Annotated in this window: 14 protein-coding genes; 10 read left to right on the top strand and 4 right to left on the bottom strand. The window is 60.9% G+C overall.

What is annotated here, in order from left to right; genetic code table 11:
- Positions 1–103: 103 nt before the first annotated feature.
- From xopAW to IV01_RS01635, 4 genes are all read right to left on the bottom strand, one after another.
- The gene (gene xopAW / locus IV01_RS01620; RefSeq protein ID WP_032631567.1) at positions 104–874 is read right to left on the bottom strand and encodes an EF-hand domain-containing protein; all 771 of its coding nucleotides are present in this window, start codon (positions 872–874) and stop codon (positions 104–106) included.
- Positions 875–993: 119 nt separating this feature from the next.
- Entirely contained in the window at positions 994–2,043 is a 1,050-nt protein-coding gene (locus IV01_RS01625; protein WP_032631565.1) for a sensor histidine kinase, read from the bottom strand.
- Positions 2,040–2,792, bottom strand: a complete 753-nt coding sequence (locus tag IV01_RS01630; RefSeq protein ID WP_032631604.1) for a response regulator — start codon at positions 2,790–2,792, stop codon at positions 2,040–2,042. The genes IV01_RS01625 and IV01_RS01630 overlap by 4 nt, the downstream gene beginning before the upstream one ends.
- 163 nt (positions 2,793–2,955) lie before the next feature.
- Positions 2,956–3,171 (bottom strand): helix-turn-helix domain-containing protein, encoded by a 216-nt coding sequence (locus IV01_RS01635; RefSeq protein WP_229636169.1) that lies wholly within the window; start codon positions 3,169–3,171, stop codon positions 2,956–2,958.
- A 373-nt stretch (positions 3,172–3,544) separates the two neighbouring features.
- Here IV01_RS01635 and kdpF point away from each other — a divergent pair, with 373 nt between their 5' ends.
- From kdpF to IV01_RS01680, 10 genes are all read left to right on the top strand, one after another.
- On the top strand, positions 3,545–3,634 hold the full coding sequence (gene kdpF, locus IV01_RS0125580; protein WP_032631563.1) for a K(+)-transporting ATPase subunit F: 90 nt from the start codon (positions 3,545–3,547) through the stop codon (positions 3,632–3,634).
- Positions 3,635–3,638: 4 nt separating this feature from the next.
- Positions 3,639–5,333 carry a potassium-transporting ATPase subunit KdpA gene (gene kdpA, locus IV01_RS01640; protein ID WP_032631562.1) on the top strand — a complete coding sequence of 565 codons (1,695 nt, stop codon included), beginning with the start codon at positions 3,639–3,641 and terminating at the stop codon, positions 5,331–5,333.
- Positions 5,334–5,343: 10 nt separating this feature from the next.
- The gene (gene kdpB / locus IV01_RS01645) at positions 5,344–7,413 is read left to right on the top strand and encodes a potassium-transporting ATPase subunit KdpB (protein WP_080290410.1); all 2,070 of its coding nucleotides are present in this window, start codon (positions 5,344–5,346) and stop codon (positions 7,411–7,413) included.
- A gap of 178 nt (positions 7,414–7,591) precedes the next feature.
- The gene (kdpC, locus tag IV01_RS01650; protein ID WP_032631560.1) at positions 7,592–8,164 is read left to right on the top strand and encodes a potassium-transporting ATPase subunit KdpC; all 573 of its coding nucleotides are present in this window, start codon (positions 7,592–7,594) and stop codon (positions 8,162–8,164) included.
- 16 nt (positions 8,165–8,180) lie between these two features.
- Positions 8,181–10,841: a sensor histidine kinase gene (locus tag IV01_RS01655; protein ID WP_032631559.1), complete on the top strand. Its 2,661-nt coding sequence runs from the start codon at positions 8,181–8,183 to the stop codon at positions 10,839–10,841.
- A gap of 55 nt (positions 10,842–10,896) precedes the next feature.
- Positions 10,897–11,586 carry a response regulator gene (locus IV01_RS01660; protein WP_032631558.1) on the top strand — a complete coding sequence of 230 codons (690 nt, stop codon included), beginning with the start codon at positions 10,897–10,899 and terminating at the stop codon, positions 11,584–11,586.
- 247 nt (positions 11,587–11,833) lie between these two features.
- The gene (locus IV01_RS01665; protein ID WP_032631557.1) at positions 11,834–12,112 is read left to right on the top strand and encodes a hypothetical protein; all 279 of its coding nucleotides are present in this window, start codon (positions 11,834–11,836) and stop codon (positions 12,110–12,112) included.
- 376 nt (positions 12,113–12,488) lie between these two features.
- The gene (locus IV01_RS01670) at positions 12,489–13,406 is read left to right on the top strand and encodes an AAA family ATPase (protein ID WP_032631556.1); all 918 of its coding nucleotides are present in this window, start codon (positions 12,489–12,491) and stop codon (positions 13,404–13,406) included.
- Positions 13,376–14,359: a DUF58 domain-containing protein gene (locus IV01_RS01675; RefSeq protein ID WP_195758824.1), complete on the top strand. Its 984-nt coding sequence runs from the start codon at positions 13,376–13,378 to the stop codon at positions 14,357–14,359. Before IV01_RS01670 ends, IV01_RS01675 begins: the two co-directional genes overlap by 31 nt.
- On the top strand, positions 14,356–16,383 hold the full coding sequence (locus IV01_RS01680; protein WP_050508008.1) for a transglutaminase TgpA family protein: 2,028 nt from the start codon (positions 14,356–14,358) through the stop codon (positions 16,381–16,383). Before IV01_RS01675 ends, IV01_RS01680 begins: the two co-directional genes overlap by 4 nt.
- The last annotated feature ends 15 nt before the right edge of the window (positions 16,384–16,398 follow it).

Below are 16,398 nucleotides of genomic sequence, written 5' to 3'. Positions count from 1 at the left end.
ACCGCGTCATCGTTCTTCGCGGGCAAGCGCGCTCCTACGGATCACCAAAACCTGTGGGAGCGGTGCTTGCCCGCGATAAGGGCGATGCGGTTTAGCGTCTGACTCAAGCCGCAGTATTGAGGTACTTGCCGACCGGTTTGCTGCCGTCGGTATCGTAACGCTCGGTCAGCGCGGCAACCATTCGGCTCAGGGCCTGGGCGGTTGTGTCGTCGCTGCTGTTTGAGGCAGTGCTCAGGGTAGAGCTTAAGGCGCTGCTCAGTTCGCTGGCGTTGATGCTGCCATCGCTGTCAGCATCCATTGCCCTGAACAGCTGCGCGCTGGCCTCTTCTGTCGAAGCGGTCGATGTCGATGTCGCTGTTGGCGGGGCCGGTGGCGCCGACGGTTGCAGGCTGGCGGTCAACTCGTCAAGGCTGACGGTGCCATCTTCGTTGGTATCCAGCGCATCGAACACTTGGGAGCTGTCGGCGGTGCTGCCGGCGCTGCTCAGACCTGCGGTCAGCTCATTGCTATTGATAGTGCCGTCACCGTCGGTATCCAGCGCGCTGAGCAGGTTTTCGGCGGCCTCAGTCTCCGCTGCTGCATCACGCGGTGGTGGCGGTGGCATCTGCATGGAAGCCAGTTCGCTGGCATCCAGGCTGTCGTCATCGTTGCTGTCCAGGTCGCCGAACGCATCGCTCAGGGTGACGGTAATGCCGTCCTTGCCTTCGGACGATGAAGCCGCCGTCGACAATTCGTCCTTGCTGATACTGCCGTCGCCGTCGGTATCGAGCTTGGCTAGCAATTGCTCCTGGAATTTTTTGCTCGCCGCCGTGCTGGCCGTCGTACTGGAGTTGGTGTAGCTCGAATAGCTGTTACTGCTGACGCCACTGATCATCAGGCTGACTCCCTCAGGTTGGTTGAGCCGGTGGCGGTGCACCGGCTTATCAAGCTTCGAGGCAGCGGTTGTCGAGGGTATGTGGGCTTTGTATCGGCGCCGCTACACGCGGGGCGCAATCAGCGCGGCAGATCCAGGGTCACCGTCAGGCCGCCGCCAGGTGTTTGCCCCAGCGTCAGGTCGCCACCCATGCGTCGCGCCGCGTCACGGGCGATGGTCATGCCCATGCCGACCCCGCCAGAATTGCGATTGCGTGAACCTTCCAGGCGATAAAACGGTTCGAAGACCGTTTCATGATGCTCAACGCTGATGCCAGGGCCATGATCGACCACTATCACTTGTACCCGCTGAGCCTGGTCATGGATTTCAACCCGGGCCTGGCCGGCATAGCGCAGGGCATTGTCGATGAGATTGTTGATGCACGAACGCAAGGCCATCGGTTGTGTCTTGAGAGGCTCGCATTGACCGCTGCATTGCACGTCGTCACCATTGTCCTGAGCGTTTTCAGTCAGGGACTCGATCAGCGCCTGCAAGTCGAACAATTGCACGATTTCGCTGGTGCGTTGCTCGTTCAGATACGTCAGGGTTGCGTCGAGCATGCCGATCATGTCGTTCAGATCCTGGCTCATCTGGCCATGCAGTCGGGGTTCATCGATCTGCTCAACGCGCAACTTGAGCCGCGACAAAGGCGTACGCAGGTCATGGGAAACCGCCGCCAGCATGCGGCCGCGCTGCTGGACTTGCTCGCGGATGCGTTGCTGCATCAGGTTGAAGGTCTGCGCCGCCTGGCGCGCCTCTTGCGGGCCACTGACTTCCATGGGCGGGCTGTCGAGGTTTTCGCTGAGGCGTTCGGCGGCTTCACTCAGGCGGCTCATGGGTTTGCTCAGCGCCTTTGCGCCGAACCAGGCGGCAATCACCAGGGTAATCATCTGGAAGATCAGGGGCACGACTGGCCCGCCAAAGGGCGGCGGTTTTCTGCCGGGGAACGGGACATGGGGCCGCTCGCCATTGTGGGCGGCTTGCGCGGATTGGGGCATGGGCGGCGGAGGAGGTGGAGACGGAAATCCGTAGAGCGCAAACCAGATGAAAGCCAGCAAATGCGCAAGCAGAATGGCAATCACCGCCCCCCCGAACAGCCGGGCGAACATGGTATCGGCGGAACGGATCAACCAATGTCCCTGGCGTCGAACAGATAACCCTCGCCACGCACGGTCTTGATCAACTGTGGGTTCTTCGGATCATCACCGAGTTTCTGGCGAAGGCGCGAGACCAGCAGATCAATGCTGCGATCAAAGGCTTCGATAGAGCGGCCACGGGCGGCGTCCAGCAGCTGCTCGCGGCTCAGGACCCGACGCGGACGCTCGAGAAATACCCGCAACAAACGGAACTCAGCATTGGACAGCGGCACTACCAGGCCGTCGGCAGCGATCAACTGGCGCAGTACGCTGTTCAGTCGCCAGGCATCGAAACGCACGGTGGAGCGCTGCTCATTGCGGTCGTCACGCACCCGGCGCAGCACGGTCTGAATGCGCGCCACCAGCTCGCGAGGTTCGAACGGCTTGGCCATGTAATCGTCGGCGCCCAATTCAAGGCCGATGATCCGGTCGGTGGGTTCGCAGCGGGCAGTGAGCATCAGGATCGGGATGTCCGAGGTGCCGCGCAGCCAACGGCACAAGGACAGACCGTCTTCGCCCGGGAGCATGAGGTCGAGGACGATGACGTCGAAGTTTTCTTCTTCAAGGGCCTGGCGCATTTCGGTGCCGTCGGTCACGCCCCGGCACTGAATATTGAAGCGCGCCAGGTAATCACACAGGAGCTCGCGGATCGGCACATCGTCGTCAACGATCAAGGCCCGGGTATTCCAGCGCTGTTCGACTGCGGTCGCATTGTCAGAAGAGGTTTCGGAGCTTGTCTGCATGATGCGGTTGCCGCCTGGTGATGCCGCCATCACTGGCCGCTATTGATGATCAACGCTGCCCGCGATGCTACTTCGCCGGGAGGCGCGGCGAAAGGGTGTCGTGAGCGGGTGTCGGGGCGATGTCGGGAATGTATCGAGGCTGATACAAGCGCTGATCACCGCTTCAGTGCAGGCCGATAAGCCCGCGATCAATGGCCATTACCAATGCGGCTTTTAATGAGCTGACGCCAAACTTGCGACGGATGTTGCACATATGAAAGTTAACGGCCGATTCGGTACGGCCTTGAATCCGGGAGATTTCCCAAGTGGATTTACCCTTGGCGGCCCACAGCAGGATTTCCTGTTCCTTGGCGGTCAGTTGCACGGTTTGTAGGATCATTTCTTGCCATGCGCCCTCGGTAGCACCGGTCACTTTCTGGTTGAGTTGATTCATTGCAGACTCCTTGTCCGTTTCCTTACGCCTTTACGATAACCCCTGCTTCACATTCTGAAACCTGTAAGAAATGACAGGTGGCAGATTGATGACAGCGCTGAAACCGGTAGGAGCTCACGAGCACCGCGAGGCAGCGATTGCGGTCTGTCTGATACACCGCCATCGCGGGCCTCGTAACCTCGGTGCGCTCCTACAGAGAAGGTGCCTTAACCTTTACGCCATCTTTACGCCGTTCCATCCTCCTCGCTCTCGTTCCTTTACGGCCTCTTTCCCGACAATTAACCACACGCGGCAATCGCCGTAGCGATGGAGAATTTCGATGAGCGTTGTGGACGGGGTGTCGCTGTTATTGGCAGCAGGGCTGTTCATTTATTTGCTGGTTGCGCTGTTGCGCGCGGGGCGGAGCTGAAGCCATGCACAGTTATGACTATCTATTGATTCTGGCTTTCCTGGCATTGGTGCTGTTACCTGCGCCATTGCTGGGGCGTTTTTACTATCGGGTGGTGGAAGGTGAGCGAACCTGGCTGACTCCAGTGCTGCGCCCGGTTGAGAACCTCTGTTATCGCCTGTCGGGCGTGGACCCAAGCGTCGAGCAGAACTGGAAGACGTATTTGTGGGCATTGCTGGCCTTCAACCTCGCCGGGTTCGTGCTGTTGTTCGCGATGCTGCTGGGGCAGGGCGCGTTGCCGCTCAACCCGCAGCAACTGCCGGGGATGGAGTGGTCGCAGGCGTTCAATACCGCCATGAGTTTCGTGACCAACACCAACTGGCAGAGCTACAGCGGTGAAGCCTCCCTCAGCTACCTGAGCCAGATGGTCGGCCTGACCGTGCAGAACTTCGTCAGCGCCGCCACCGGCATCGCCGTGTTGCTGGCGTTCTGTCGCGGCATCAGCCGTCGCTCGACGCAAAACCTCGGTAACTTCTGGACCGACATGACCCGCGTCACCCTGTACGGCCTGCTGCCGCTGTGCATCGTGCTGGCCTTGTTACTGGTCTGGCAGGGGGTGCCACAGAGTTTCGCTCACTACATTGATGCGCTGACCTTGCAGGGCGCGGATCAAAGCCTGCCCATGGGGCCGGCCGCCAGCCAGATTGCGATCAAGCAACTGGGCACCAATGGCGGTGGTTTCTTCGGTGTCAACTCGGCGCATCCGTTCGAGAACCCGACCGCCTGGAGCAACCTGTTTCAGCTGGCGTCGATCCTGATGATTCCGGCAGCGCTGGTGTTCACTTTCGGCCACTACGTCAAAGACATGCGCCAGAGCCGGGCGATCATCGCCTGCATGCTGGTGTTGCTGTTGATAGGCGGCTCAGTGTCGATGTGGGCCGAGTATCAGCCCAACCCGACTCTTAACGTCGCTAATGTCGAACAGACTGCGCCGCTGGAAGGCAAGGAAAGCCGCTTCGGCACCACCGGCACGGTGCTCTGGGCCACGGCCACCACGGCGGCGTCCAACGGCTCGGTGAACGGCATGCACGACAGCCTCAACCCGTTGAGCGGCATGGTGGCGCTGGCCAACATGATGGTCGGTGAAGTGATCTTCGGCGGCGTCGGCGTGGGCCTCAACGGCATGCTGCTGAATGTGCTGATTGCGGTGTTCCTTGCCGGACTGATGATTGGACGCACCCCGGAATACCTGGGCAAGAAACTGCAGGCCAATGAGGTCAAGCTGCTGGTCGCGACCTTGCTGGTGATGCCGGTGGGCGTGCTGGTGCTGGGTGCTGTGGCGGCTAGCCTGCCGGGGCCGCTGGCGTCGGTGAGCAACCCTGGCCCCCACGGTTTCAGCCAGTTGCTCTACGCCTACACCTCGGCGACAGCCAACAACGGCTCGGCATTCGGTGGTTTTGGTGCCAACACCGTGTTCCACAACCTGATGCTCAGCCTGGCGATGTTCATTGGTCGCTTCGGCTACATGTTGCCGGTGCTGGCACTGGCTGGCAGCCTGGCCATGAAGAAAAGCGCACCACTGGGCCTGAACAGCTTCCCGACCCACGGCCCGCTGTTCGTCACGCTGTTGACCATGACTATTTTGATTGTGGGTGGCCTGACCTTCCTGCCGACCCTGGCGCTGGGGCCGATTGCCGAACATCTGAGCCTGGGCTTCTGAGGAACTGATAATGAATACTCAAGTATCCAAACTGAAAACGCCGACTGAAACCCAGGCTGTGGCCGAGCCCGTGAAAACCGGCTTTGCCGCCCTGTGGCGTCCGGCGCTGGTGCAGGCCTTCGTCAAACTCGACCCACGGCAACTGGCCCGCTCGCCGGTGATGCTGGTGGTGGAACTGACCGCGATCCTCACCACGATCCTGTGCGTGATCCCCGATCCTGCGGTGTCCACCGGGGTTGCCGTGCAGATCGCCCTGTGGCTTTGGTTCACCGTGCTGTTCGCCAACTTCGCCGAAGCTCTGGCCGAAGGGCGCGGCAAGGCTCGGGCCGATAGCCTGAAAGCGGGTAGCGAAGGCCTCAAGGCGCGCCGCCGTGATGAGACCGGCAGCTTCAGCGTGGTCAACGCTAGCGCCTTGCGCAAAGGGGATGTGGTGCGCGTCGCTGCCGGGGAGATGATCCCCGGTGACGGCGAAGTCATCGAAGGCATCGCGGCGGTCAACGAAGCGGCGATTACCGGTGAATCGGCGCCGGTAATTCGCGAGTCCGGCGGCGATCGTTCGGCGGTTACCGGCAATACCCGGCTGGTGTCCGACTGGTTGTTGATCCGCATCAGCAGCAACCCCGGCGAATCCACTCTGGACCGGATGATCGCTCTGGTGGAAGGCGCCAAGCGGCAGAAGACCCCCAACGAAGTGGCGCTGGATATCCTGCTGATTGGCCTGACCCTGATCTTCCTGTTGGTGGTGGTGACCCTGCAACCCTTCGCCCATTTCGCGGGCGGCAGTTTGCCCCTGGTGTTTCTGGTCGCGCTGCTGGTGACTTTGATCCCCACCACCATTGGCGGCCTGCTGTCGGCCATTGGTATCGCGGGCATGGACCGCCTGGTGCGCCTGAACGTCATCGCCAAGTCCGGCCGGGCCGTGGAAGCGGCGGGGGACGTGCATGTATTGCTGCTGGACAAGACCGGCACCATCACTTTCGGCAACCGCCGCTGCACCGCGCTGTATGCCGCGCCGGGCGTGACCCCGAAGGAACTCAGCGAAGCAGCACTGCTGGCCTCGCTGGCCGACGACACGGCGGAAGGTAAATCCATCGTCGAATACCTGCGCAATCTGAACCCGATAACAGAGCCGCAAGCATCGCAGCTGACCGCTGTACCGTTCAGTGCCGAGACCCGGTTGTCGGGTGTGGATTATCAAAACCGGCTGTATCGCAAGGGGGCGGTTGATTCGCTGCTGGCGTTTGTCGACATGCAGCGCACTGACCTGCCAGCGGCCCTGGCCAGAGAGATCGAAGGCATCGCCAAAACCGGCGGTACGCCGCTGCTGGTCTGCGTCGATAAAAAACTGATCGGCGCGATTCATCTCAAGGACGTGGTCAAGCCAGGTATTCGCGAGCGTTTTGCCGAGCTGCGCAAGCTGGGCATACGCACCGTGATGGTCACCGGCGACAACCCGCTGACTGCTGCGGCAATTGCCGCTGAAGCCGGGGTGGATGACGTGCTGGCCGAAGCCACACCGGAGAAAAAACTCGAACGCATTCGTGCCGAGCAGAACGACGGGCGTCTGGTGGCGATGTGTGGCGATGGCGCCAACGACGCGCCGGCATTGGCCCAGGCTGACGTCGGCATGGCGATGAACGATGGTACCCAGGCAGCGCGGGAAGCGGCCAACATGGTTGACCTCGACAGTGACCCCACCAAGTTGCTGGACGTGGTGCAGATCGGCAAGGAATTGCTGGTCACCCGGGGTGCGCTGACGACGTTTTCCATCGCCAACGACATTGCCAAGTACTTCGCGATTCTGCCTGCGCTGTTTGCCGCCATTTATCCGCAACTGGGCGTGCTGAACATCATGCACCTGGCCAGCCCGCAGAGCGCGATTCTCTCGGCCATCGTGTTCAACGCCCTGATCATCGTGGTGCTGATCCCCCTGGCCTTGCGTGGCGTACGCGTCCAGGCCGCCAGCGCTGCAGCGTTATTGCGCCGTAACCTGTTGATCTACGGCCTGGGCGGGATCGTCGTGCCGTTTGTGGGGATCAAGTTGATTGATTTGATTCTGGTGGGGTTGCACCTGGTTTAAATCAACACCGCCACGTAATCCCTGACACAACACTGTCTTCCAACAAACAAAGGCCTGTAGGAGCGCGCTTGCCCGCGATGCGATTTTGGAGCCAGCCTATTTTTCGCCTGTGAGGGCGTCATCGCGGGCAAGCGCGCTCCTACAGGTTTGGTATTTCAAATTCGAAGAGGTATTCACCATGTCCACCGTATTCCGCCCCGCCCTGAGTCTGCTGGTTCTGATGACTGTCATCACCGGCGTCGCTTACCCCCTCGTGGTCACCGGCGTCGCTCAAGTCGCGTTTCCCGATCAAGCCAACGGCAGTCTCATTCATGACGCCGATGGCAAGGTCCGTGGCTCGCAACTGATTGCCCAATCGTTTACGGGAGACGAATGGTTCCACTCGCGGCCGTCAGCCGGCGCGTTTGCTACCGTTGCCAGCGGTGCCAGCAACCTGGCACCGAGCAATCCGGCACTGGCGGCCCGCGTTACTGAAGACGCGGCGAAAGAAGTCGTGCAAGCCCAGGGCCCAGTGCCGTTGGCATTGTTGACCACCTCCGGCAGCGGCCTTGATCCACATCTTTCACCCGAAGCTGTGATGTACCAGACGGCGAGAGTCGCAGCGGCGCGCAAGTTGTCGGTGGAGAAAGTCCAGGCGCTGATCGAGGCCAACACCTCGCGGCCACTGATCGGTCCGCCCGTGGTCAACGTGTTGAACTTGAATCGCAGCCTGAATGAGTTACCGTCTGCGCAACAACAAGCGCAGCTTTGAGTGAGCAACAGCAACCATGAGTGATTCCGGCCGCGCCGACGCATTATTAGCCGACATGCCCAGAGATGGGCGAGGCCGTCTCAAAGTGTTTCTCGGCGCTGCGCCGGGGGTGGGCAAGACCTACGCCATGCTGCAAGCGGCCCATACGCAGTTGCGTCAGGGCGTGGCGCTGATCGCTGGCGTGGTAGAGACCCACGGCCGGGCCGAGACCGAAGCCTTGCTGGGTGGCTTGCCGCAGCAGCCGTTGATTCGCTCGGAGTATCGCGGCGTCACTCTGGAGGAAATGGACCTCGACGGTTTGCTCAGGCTCAAGCCACAGCTGGTGCTGGTCGACGAACTGGCCCACAGCAATGCGCCGGGCAGTCGTCACGCCAAACGCTGGCAGGATATTCAGGAACTGTTGGCGGCGGGCATCGACGTGTACACCACGGTCAACGTCCAGCATCTGGAAAGCCTCAATGATCAGGTGCGAGGGATCACCGGCGTGCTGGTTCGCGAGACTCTGCCGGACTGGGTGTTGCAAGAGGCTTACGAGCTGGTGCTGATCGACTTGCCGTCCCGGGAGCTGCTCGAACGGCTGCGCGACGGCAAGGTTTACGTGCCCGAGCAGGCACGGGCGGCCATCGACGCATTCTTCACCCAGACCAACCTTAACGCCTTGCGTGAACTGGCAATGCAGACTGCAGCGGCTCAGGTCGATGACGATCTGGCCCAGGGCTACCGCAAGCTCGGGCAGGACGCGCCAGCGGTGCGCGGTCGCTTGTTGGTGGGCGTCGACGGCGATGTGCATGCCGAGCGTCTGGTGCGCCACGCCAGTCGCGTCGCGCAGCGTCGCCATCTGCCGTGGACGCTGGTGCACGTCGACAACGGCCGAGCCTTCGATGAACAAGCCCGCGCCCGCTTGCAAAGCGCCCAGCAACTGGCCGAGCGGCTTGGTGGTGAAGTGGTTGTACTACGGGCTGGCGAGGTGGCAAAAACCCTGATTCAGCATGCCGGTGAGCGGCGCGCCAGCGTGGTGCTGGTGGGGCAGTCGCAGCCGCGCTTGCGCCGTCGCTGGTTTGGTGGCGGCGTGGCCCAACGTCTGTTGCGTGAGGCACATGGTCTGGAAATCAGTGTGCTGGACAGCGAGCCGTTGCCCGATCAGCCTCGGCAACGCTCTTCGGGCTCGGCGCCCTGGTTCGAGTATTTGCTGGCGCTTGTCGCCACCCTGTTGGCCAGTGCTTTGGCCTGGGGGGTATCCAGCGTAATGGACCTGCCGAATATCTCCCTGGTGTTTCTCGCTGCCGTGCTATTGGTGGCGGTTCGTACCAGCGTTGGCCCGGCCCTGGCCGCTTCGATTCTGTCGTTTCTGGCCTACGACTTTCTGTTCATGCCGCCGAGTTTCTCTCTGACGATTCAACGTGAGGAAGACGTCCTGACCTTGCTGTTTTTCCTGTTGATGTCGGCTTTGACCGGCAATCTGGCGGCACGTCAGCGGCGTCAGATGCAGGCGCTGCGCGAGACTCAGGAAGAGACCAGCGAGCTGCTGGACCTGTCCCGAAAACTGACCGCCGCCACTGATCGGCAAGCAGTAATCAGCGCGGCAGGGCAGCATTTGAGCGGTTGGCAGGAGCTGGATATTTGCCTGATCGATCGCGACGCCCATGGCAACTGGAAAGTGCAAAGCGGCATCGCCCAATTGTCCGAGGCCGAGCGCGCTGCTGCCGACTGGGCCTGGCAGCATGATCAACCCGCCGGGAATGGGACTGGCACCTTGCCATCCGGGCGCTGGTGGTGGTGGCCGCTTTCCAGTGAAGACAAGCCGCTGGCCTTGATGGGCGTCAGTGCTCGGCAGGGGCAGGACTTCAGCGCGCAACGCCGCCGGTTGCTGATGGCTCTCAGTCAGCCGCTGGCTCAGGCGTTGGCACGGGCGCAATTGGCGGACGATCTGGAAGCGGCGCGCCTGCATGGCGAGACCGAGCAACTGCGCAGCGCTTTGCTGGCATCGGTGTCCCACGACCTGCGCACGCCCTTGACCGCCATGCGCGGTAGCATCGACAGCCTGTTGGCGCTGGGTGAAGCCATCCCGTTGAATGATCGTCGAGAACTGCTCGAAGGCACTCGCGACGAAGCCGAGCGTCTGGATCGCTATATCCAGAATCTGCTCGACATGACCCGGCTCGGACATGGCGCGTTGAAACTGGCGCGGGACTGGGTGTCGCCGGGGGACATTGTCGGTAGTGCGCTGAATCGACTGCGGGCCGTGCTTGCACCGTTGCAGGTCCAGACACTGGTGCCCGCCGATCTTCCGCTGCTGTACGTGCATGCGGCGTTGATTGAGCAGGCGTTGGTCAATGTGCTGGAAAATGCCGCACGTTTTTCGCCCCCGGGCGGCCGCCTGGAACTGGAAGCCGGTGCTATCGATGATGAGCTGTTTTTTGCCGTGAGCGACGAAGGGCCGGGGATACCGGAGGATGAGCGGCTGAAAATTTTTGACATGTTCTATACTGCGGCCCGTGGTGATCGCGGTGGACAGGGGACCGGGCTGGGCTTGGCGATCTGTCAGGGCATGATCGGTGCTCACGGCGGACGTATCAGTGTCGGACAGGGTATTGATGGCCGAGGCACCTGCATCACCCTCTATTTGCCGTTACAGACTCAGCCCCAAGGGGAAAGTGAAGCCGAGTTGCTGTCTTGAGACAGGCTCGGGCCAGACTTCACGTTAGAAAACACGCTGGAAAAACAAGGCACCCATGAGTCAGACCGCAACCATTCTGGTAATCGATGACGAACCCCAGATTCGCAAGTTCCTGCGCATTAGCCTCGCTTCACAGGGTTACAAAGTGCTCGAGGCCGAGACGGGCGCTGACGGCCTTAGCCAGGCGGCACTGAACAAGCCCGATCTGTTGGTGCTCGACCTGGGCTTGCCGGACGTGGACGGCCAGCAGGTGCTGCGTGAATTTCGCGAGTGGTCCAACGTGCCGGTGCTGGTGCTGTCGGTTCGGGCCAGCGAAGCACAGAAGGTCGAAGCGCTGGATGGCGGGGCCAATGATTACGTGACCAAGCCGTTTGGTATTCAGGAGTTTCTGGCCCGGGTCCGCGCCTTGCTGCGCCAGGCTCCCGCTGGAGAACAGCAGAGTGCGGCGCTGGTGTTCGGCCCGCTGACCGTGGACCTTGCTTTTCGCCGGGTCCTGCTCGATGGCCTCGAAGTGGCCCTGACCCGCAAAGAGTACGCTGTACTGGCCCAATTGGCTCGGCATCCGGGTCGGGTCATCACCCAGCAGCAATTGCTCAAGGACATCTGGGGCCCGACCCATACCGAAGACAGCCACTACCTGCGGATTGTGGTCGGCCACCTGCGCCAGAAACTGGCGGATGACCCAACTGCGCCCAGGTTTATCGTCACCGAGGCAGGGGTGGGGTATCGGTTGCGGGAACTCTAGCCATTTCGCCAGCACACTGGATACTGGATAGACACTGGACCCGTGGGAGCGAGCTTGCTCGCGAATACTCTGTTTGAGACTCTGAAGTTCTGTCAGACCTGAGGGCGCCTTCGCGAGCAAGCTCGCTCCCACAGGTTTCAAATACTTCAGAAATCTCCATACCTTGTATAACCCCTCTTAATACGGCACTTTTAGCGCCTGGTGCCGTCCAACTCGCACTATCGATTTCTATCCTGAGGTAACACCGATGAAAGCCTGGATCTGCCTGCCATTGTTTGCTTTGGTTCTCGCCGGTTGTGCGGGTAAAACTGGCTATCGCGACAGCTGCGCCACCCAGCTGGATTCCGCCTGGCATGAGCTGGATCTGGCCAAGGCTGAAGGCTTCGCCGGGACCGTCAGCTACTCCAAAGCCCTGTCACTGCTCACCGGTGCCAAGACCCAGCAACAGTTCGAAGCGTTCGAAGGTTGCACCAGCAAAGCTGAAAAAGCCCGCTTCTACATCCGCGAGTCCCGCGCCGGGCGTTGATCTCTGGATGCACATTGCACTCTGAGTTGAAATGCATTTTCCGTAGGAGCGCGCTTGCCCGCGATGGCGTCAGCACAGGCGATAAATTCATCGACTGATAGGCCAAATCGCGGGCAAGCGCGCTCCTACAGGTCCCTGTTTGCTGGCCTACCGTGTGGTGTCAGGGATAGAGCGCTAACCACCCCTCAAATAACGCACGTACGCATTTTCCTTTTCTCTCTGGCGAAACCACCTACGCTGACCTGTAGGAGCGAATTTATTCGCGAATGGGCGGCACATTCGACATATTAATGTCTTTTGTAGACCGTTCTCCCGGCTCAAGCCGGTCCTACGGTTCTCGTTCAAGCCATAGGCAGTTGCCTGGAGAGTATTTTCGATGGGCAGAAAACTCGATGAATGCCTCAATGCCATCAATGAAGTGGTGTTGGGCAAGGAGCCACAAGTCCGTCTGGCGATGACTTGCCTGCTCGGCGGTGGGCATTTGCTGATCGAAGATTTACCGGGGATGGGCAAGACCACCCTCAGCCATACCTTGGCCAAAGTGCTGGGCTTGAGCTTCCAGCGGATTCAATTCACGTCTGATCTGTTACCCGGGGATATCCTCGGCACTTCAGTGTTCGATCGCGAAACCGGGCAGTTCACTTTTCACCCTGGGCCGATTTTTGCCGAGCTGGTGCTGGCGGATGAAATCAACCGGGCCACGCCCAAAAGCCAGAGCGCTTTGCTCGAAGCCATGGAGGAGGGTCAGGTGACGATCGAGGGCGCGACGCGTCTGTTACCCGATCCGTTTTTCGTCATTGCTACCCAGAATCCGTTCAGTCAGGGTGGCACTTTTGCCCTGCCAGAATCGCAGCTCGACCGTTTTCTGATGCGCTTGTCCCTTGGCTATCCAGCACGCTCGGCGGAGAAAGCCTTGCTTCTGGGGGAATCCCGTCGTGACCTGCTGCCGCGCCTGCAACCGTTGTTGAATCATGCTGAACTGGGCTTGTTACAAGCTCAGGCGCGTCAGGTGCGGGTCAGTGATGCTCTGGTGGACTACGTGCTGCGTCTGGTGGATGCGACTCGTAGCCAGGCGCAATTTGCTTATGGGTTATCGCCCCGGGCGAGTCTGGCGATTCTCTCGGCAGCTCGTGCCTGGGCGCTGCTGGCCAGCCGCGATTATGTAATCCCCGAAGACGTGCAGGCGATCTTGCCTTCAGTGGTCGGCCATCGCCTGCGCGAACGTACCGATGCCACCGGGCAGAGTGGTAGCGCGTTGGTCCAGTGGCTACTGCGGGAGGTGCCAGTGCTTTGATCGAACCCTTCAAACCGATCTGGCAACGCTGGCTGGCGCGACGTATTCCACCCGCATCGCGGATCAAACTCAACCACCGGCGTATTTTCATCATGCCCACCCGCACCGGCGGCAGTTTCGCGTTGGTGCTGTTTTTGATGTTGCTGGTGTCGATCAATTACCAGAACAGTCTGGCCTATGGGCTGACCTTCCTGCTGTTGTCCATGACTGTGCTGGGCATTTTGCACACCTATCGAAACCTCAGCGGGCTGATCCTGAGTGCCGGGGTGGCACGCTCGGTTTTTGCCGGTGAGACAGTGCAATTGCGCCTGAGGCTGGAAAGTGGCGGCCATGCCCATCAGGCCATCGCGCTGGGCTGGGACACCGAGCAACTGCAGCAGGTCGATGTCAGGGCAGAAGGCTCGACCGAGCTTGAGCTGACCTTGCCTGCACAACGCCGGGGCTGGCTGCACGCGCCACGGCTGAAGGTTGAAAGCGTTTACCCGCTAAGTATCCTGCGCACCTGGAGCTGGCTGGATCTGCAACAGAGCGCGCTGATTTATCCGCGCCCGTTGCCCGGCGCGATGCCGCTGCTCAAGGGTGTGCAACCCCACGCCGAAGATCACGGCCAAGCGACGCAAGGGCCGGGTGTCGATGATTATCAGGGCTTGCGCATTTACCAGCCCGGCGATAACCGTCGTCGTCTGCACTGGAAAGCGTACTCCCGCGGTCAGGGCTTGCTGATCAAGGATTTTACCGACCTGAGCGGTAACGATTTGTGCCTGGATTTCATGGCGCTGGGCGGTGACATCGAAGAGCGGCTGTCGCGGCTGTGTTACTGGGTGGTGATCCTGTCCCAGCGTCATCAGCCGTTTGCCCTGCGATTGCCGGGGTTCCTGTCGCCTGTAGGCAGCGGCGACCAGCATCGGGAAACCTGCCTGCGTGCTTTGGCGCTATACGGAGTGCGGCCATGAACGCGGCCGTGAGTCCGCCGGTGAATGCCGGGCTCAGCCTCAACCAGCCGATCCCGCGCACCAGTCTGACCTGGCTGATGCTGGCTCAGGCATTGGTGGTGGTGCCGTTTTTACAACATATTCCGCTGTCGATGATTGCCTTGTGGCTGGGCTGCACGCTATGGCGCATCCAGATTTTTCGTATGCGGGCGCGCAGTCCCGGCACCTGGATCAAAGCCGGCTTGCTGGTAGGCACCGCTGGCGGCGTATATCTGGCGCGGGGCAGTCTGGTGGGGCTGGATGCGGGTGCCGCGCTGCTGGTGGCGGCATTCGTTTTGAAAATGCTCGAAATGCAGACCCGCCGTGATGCCCTGGTGCTGATTTTTCTCGGCTTCTTCTGCGTAGTGGTGGGTTATCTGTTCGAGAACAACCTGCTTTGGGCGGTCTTCACTGTGTTGCCGGTCAGTACGCTGTTGGCCGGCTTGATCGCCTTGCAGGAATCCTCATCCATGAGCAGGCCCGCCAACAGTCTGAAGCTGGCCCTCAAGCTGATGCTGCAGGCGGTGCCATTGATGCTGGTGCTGTTTCTGTTCTTCCCCCGGCTGGAACCGCTGTGGTCGTTGCCGCAGCCGAGCAACAAGAGCCTCACCGGGCTCTCCGACAATATGGCGCCGGGAGACATCGCCGAGCTGAGCAAGTCGGCGGCGCTGGTTTTTCGCGCCAGCTTTGAGGGGCCGATTCCTCCCCGTAACCAGCTTTATTGGCGTTCCCTGACCCTTGAACAATTCGATGGTCGACGCTGGTCGCAAGCTGGCCGGGCGCAAACCGTGCAAGTACCGCAATGGGAGAAACGCGGCGATTCCCTGAGCTATAGCGTGGTCATGGAGCCCAGCGGCCGGCCATGGTTGTCGAGCCTGGATGTGGGAATAAGTAACCTGCCGGATGTGCGGCAGATGAGCGATTTCCGTTTACAGCGTCGGCGCCCGGTTGAGCAATCGCTGATGTACAGCGCCACCTCGTGGCCCGACGCAACCCGTGACGGGCAGCTCTCCGAGAACATTCAGCGCCAGGACCTGCAACTGCCCCAGAAGGGAAATCCTCAGGCCCGGGAATGGGCCCGCGACCTGCTGCGACGCTATCCCAAGCCGGATGCTCTGGTGGGGGCGATGATGGATTACTTCGCTCGTGAACCCTATCACTACACCCTCAAGCCACCAACGCTGGGGGTCAACAGCATCGATGATTTCCTGTTCGAAAGCCGTCGGGGCTTCTGCGCTCACTATGCGGGGGCCATGACCTTCGTGTTGCGCTCTGCAGGTATTCCGGCGCGGATCGTGGCCGGTTATCAGGGTGGCGAAGTCAACCCCGATGGCCCCTACCTGACGGTGCGGCAGTTCGATGCCCACGCCTGGGTCGAGTATTGGCAGCCGGGTATCGGCTGGCGCAGCGTCGATCCCACTGCCGCCGTGGCACCCCAGCGTATTGAGCAAGGACTGGAACAGGCGCTGGCCGTCGACGAGATGTTTCTGGCAGATTCTCCGATGTCGGCGCTGCGCTATCGCAATGTGCCCTGGATCAATGCGGTGCGGTTCAGTTGGGACAATCTGAACTACGGCTGGCAGCGCTGGGTGCTGGGGTATCAAGGAGACGAACAGCTCAAGGTACTCAACCGCTGGTTCTCAGATCTGCAAGCGCCTGCTTTTCTGGGCGGTCTTGGCCTGATCCTCAGCTTGCTCGGGTTGTGGATATTCAAACCCTGGCAGCGGGAAAACGATTCGCAACTTCGGCTGTTCAGCGCGTTCGAACGATTGCTGGCGCGTCAGGGACTGAGACGATTGCCGGGGGAGGGCGCCGAGGCGTTTTCTCGGCGGGCAGCGCTGTTTTTGCCTGACCACGGGGAATTGATCGAAGCCTTCACCCATGAATTCCAGGCCCAGCGCTATGCGGGCAGCCCGCCAGCTCCCGCTGAGCTGCGGCGGCGCTTGCGGCAGTTACGGCGTCGTTTGCCCTGGCGTTTGTCGGCGGTCAAAGACGCCCATCAATAGACGGCCTTTAAAGAT

The organism is Pseudomonas syringae (genome assembly GCF_000737245.1).
GTDB lineage: Bacteria > Pseudomonadota > Gammaproteobacteria > Pseudomonadales > Pseudomonadaceae > Aquipseudomonas > Aquipseudomonas syringae_J.
Note: the sequence above shows the minus strand (reverse complement) of the source record. Positions and strands in the feature narration are given on the sequence as shown.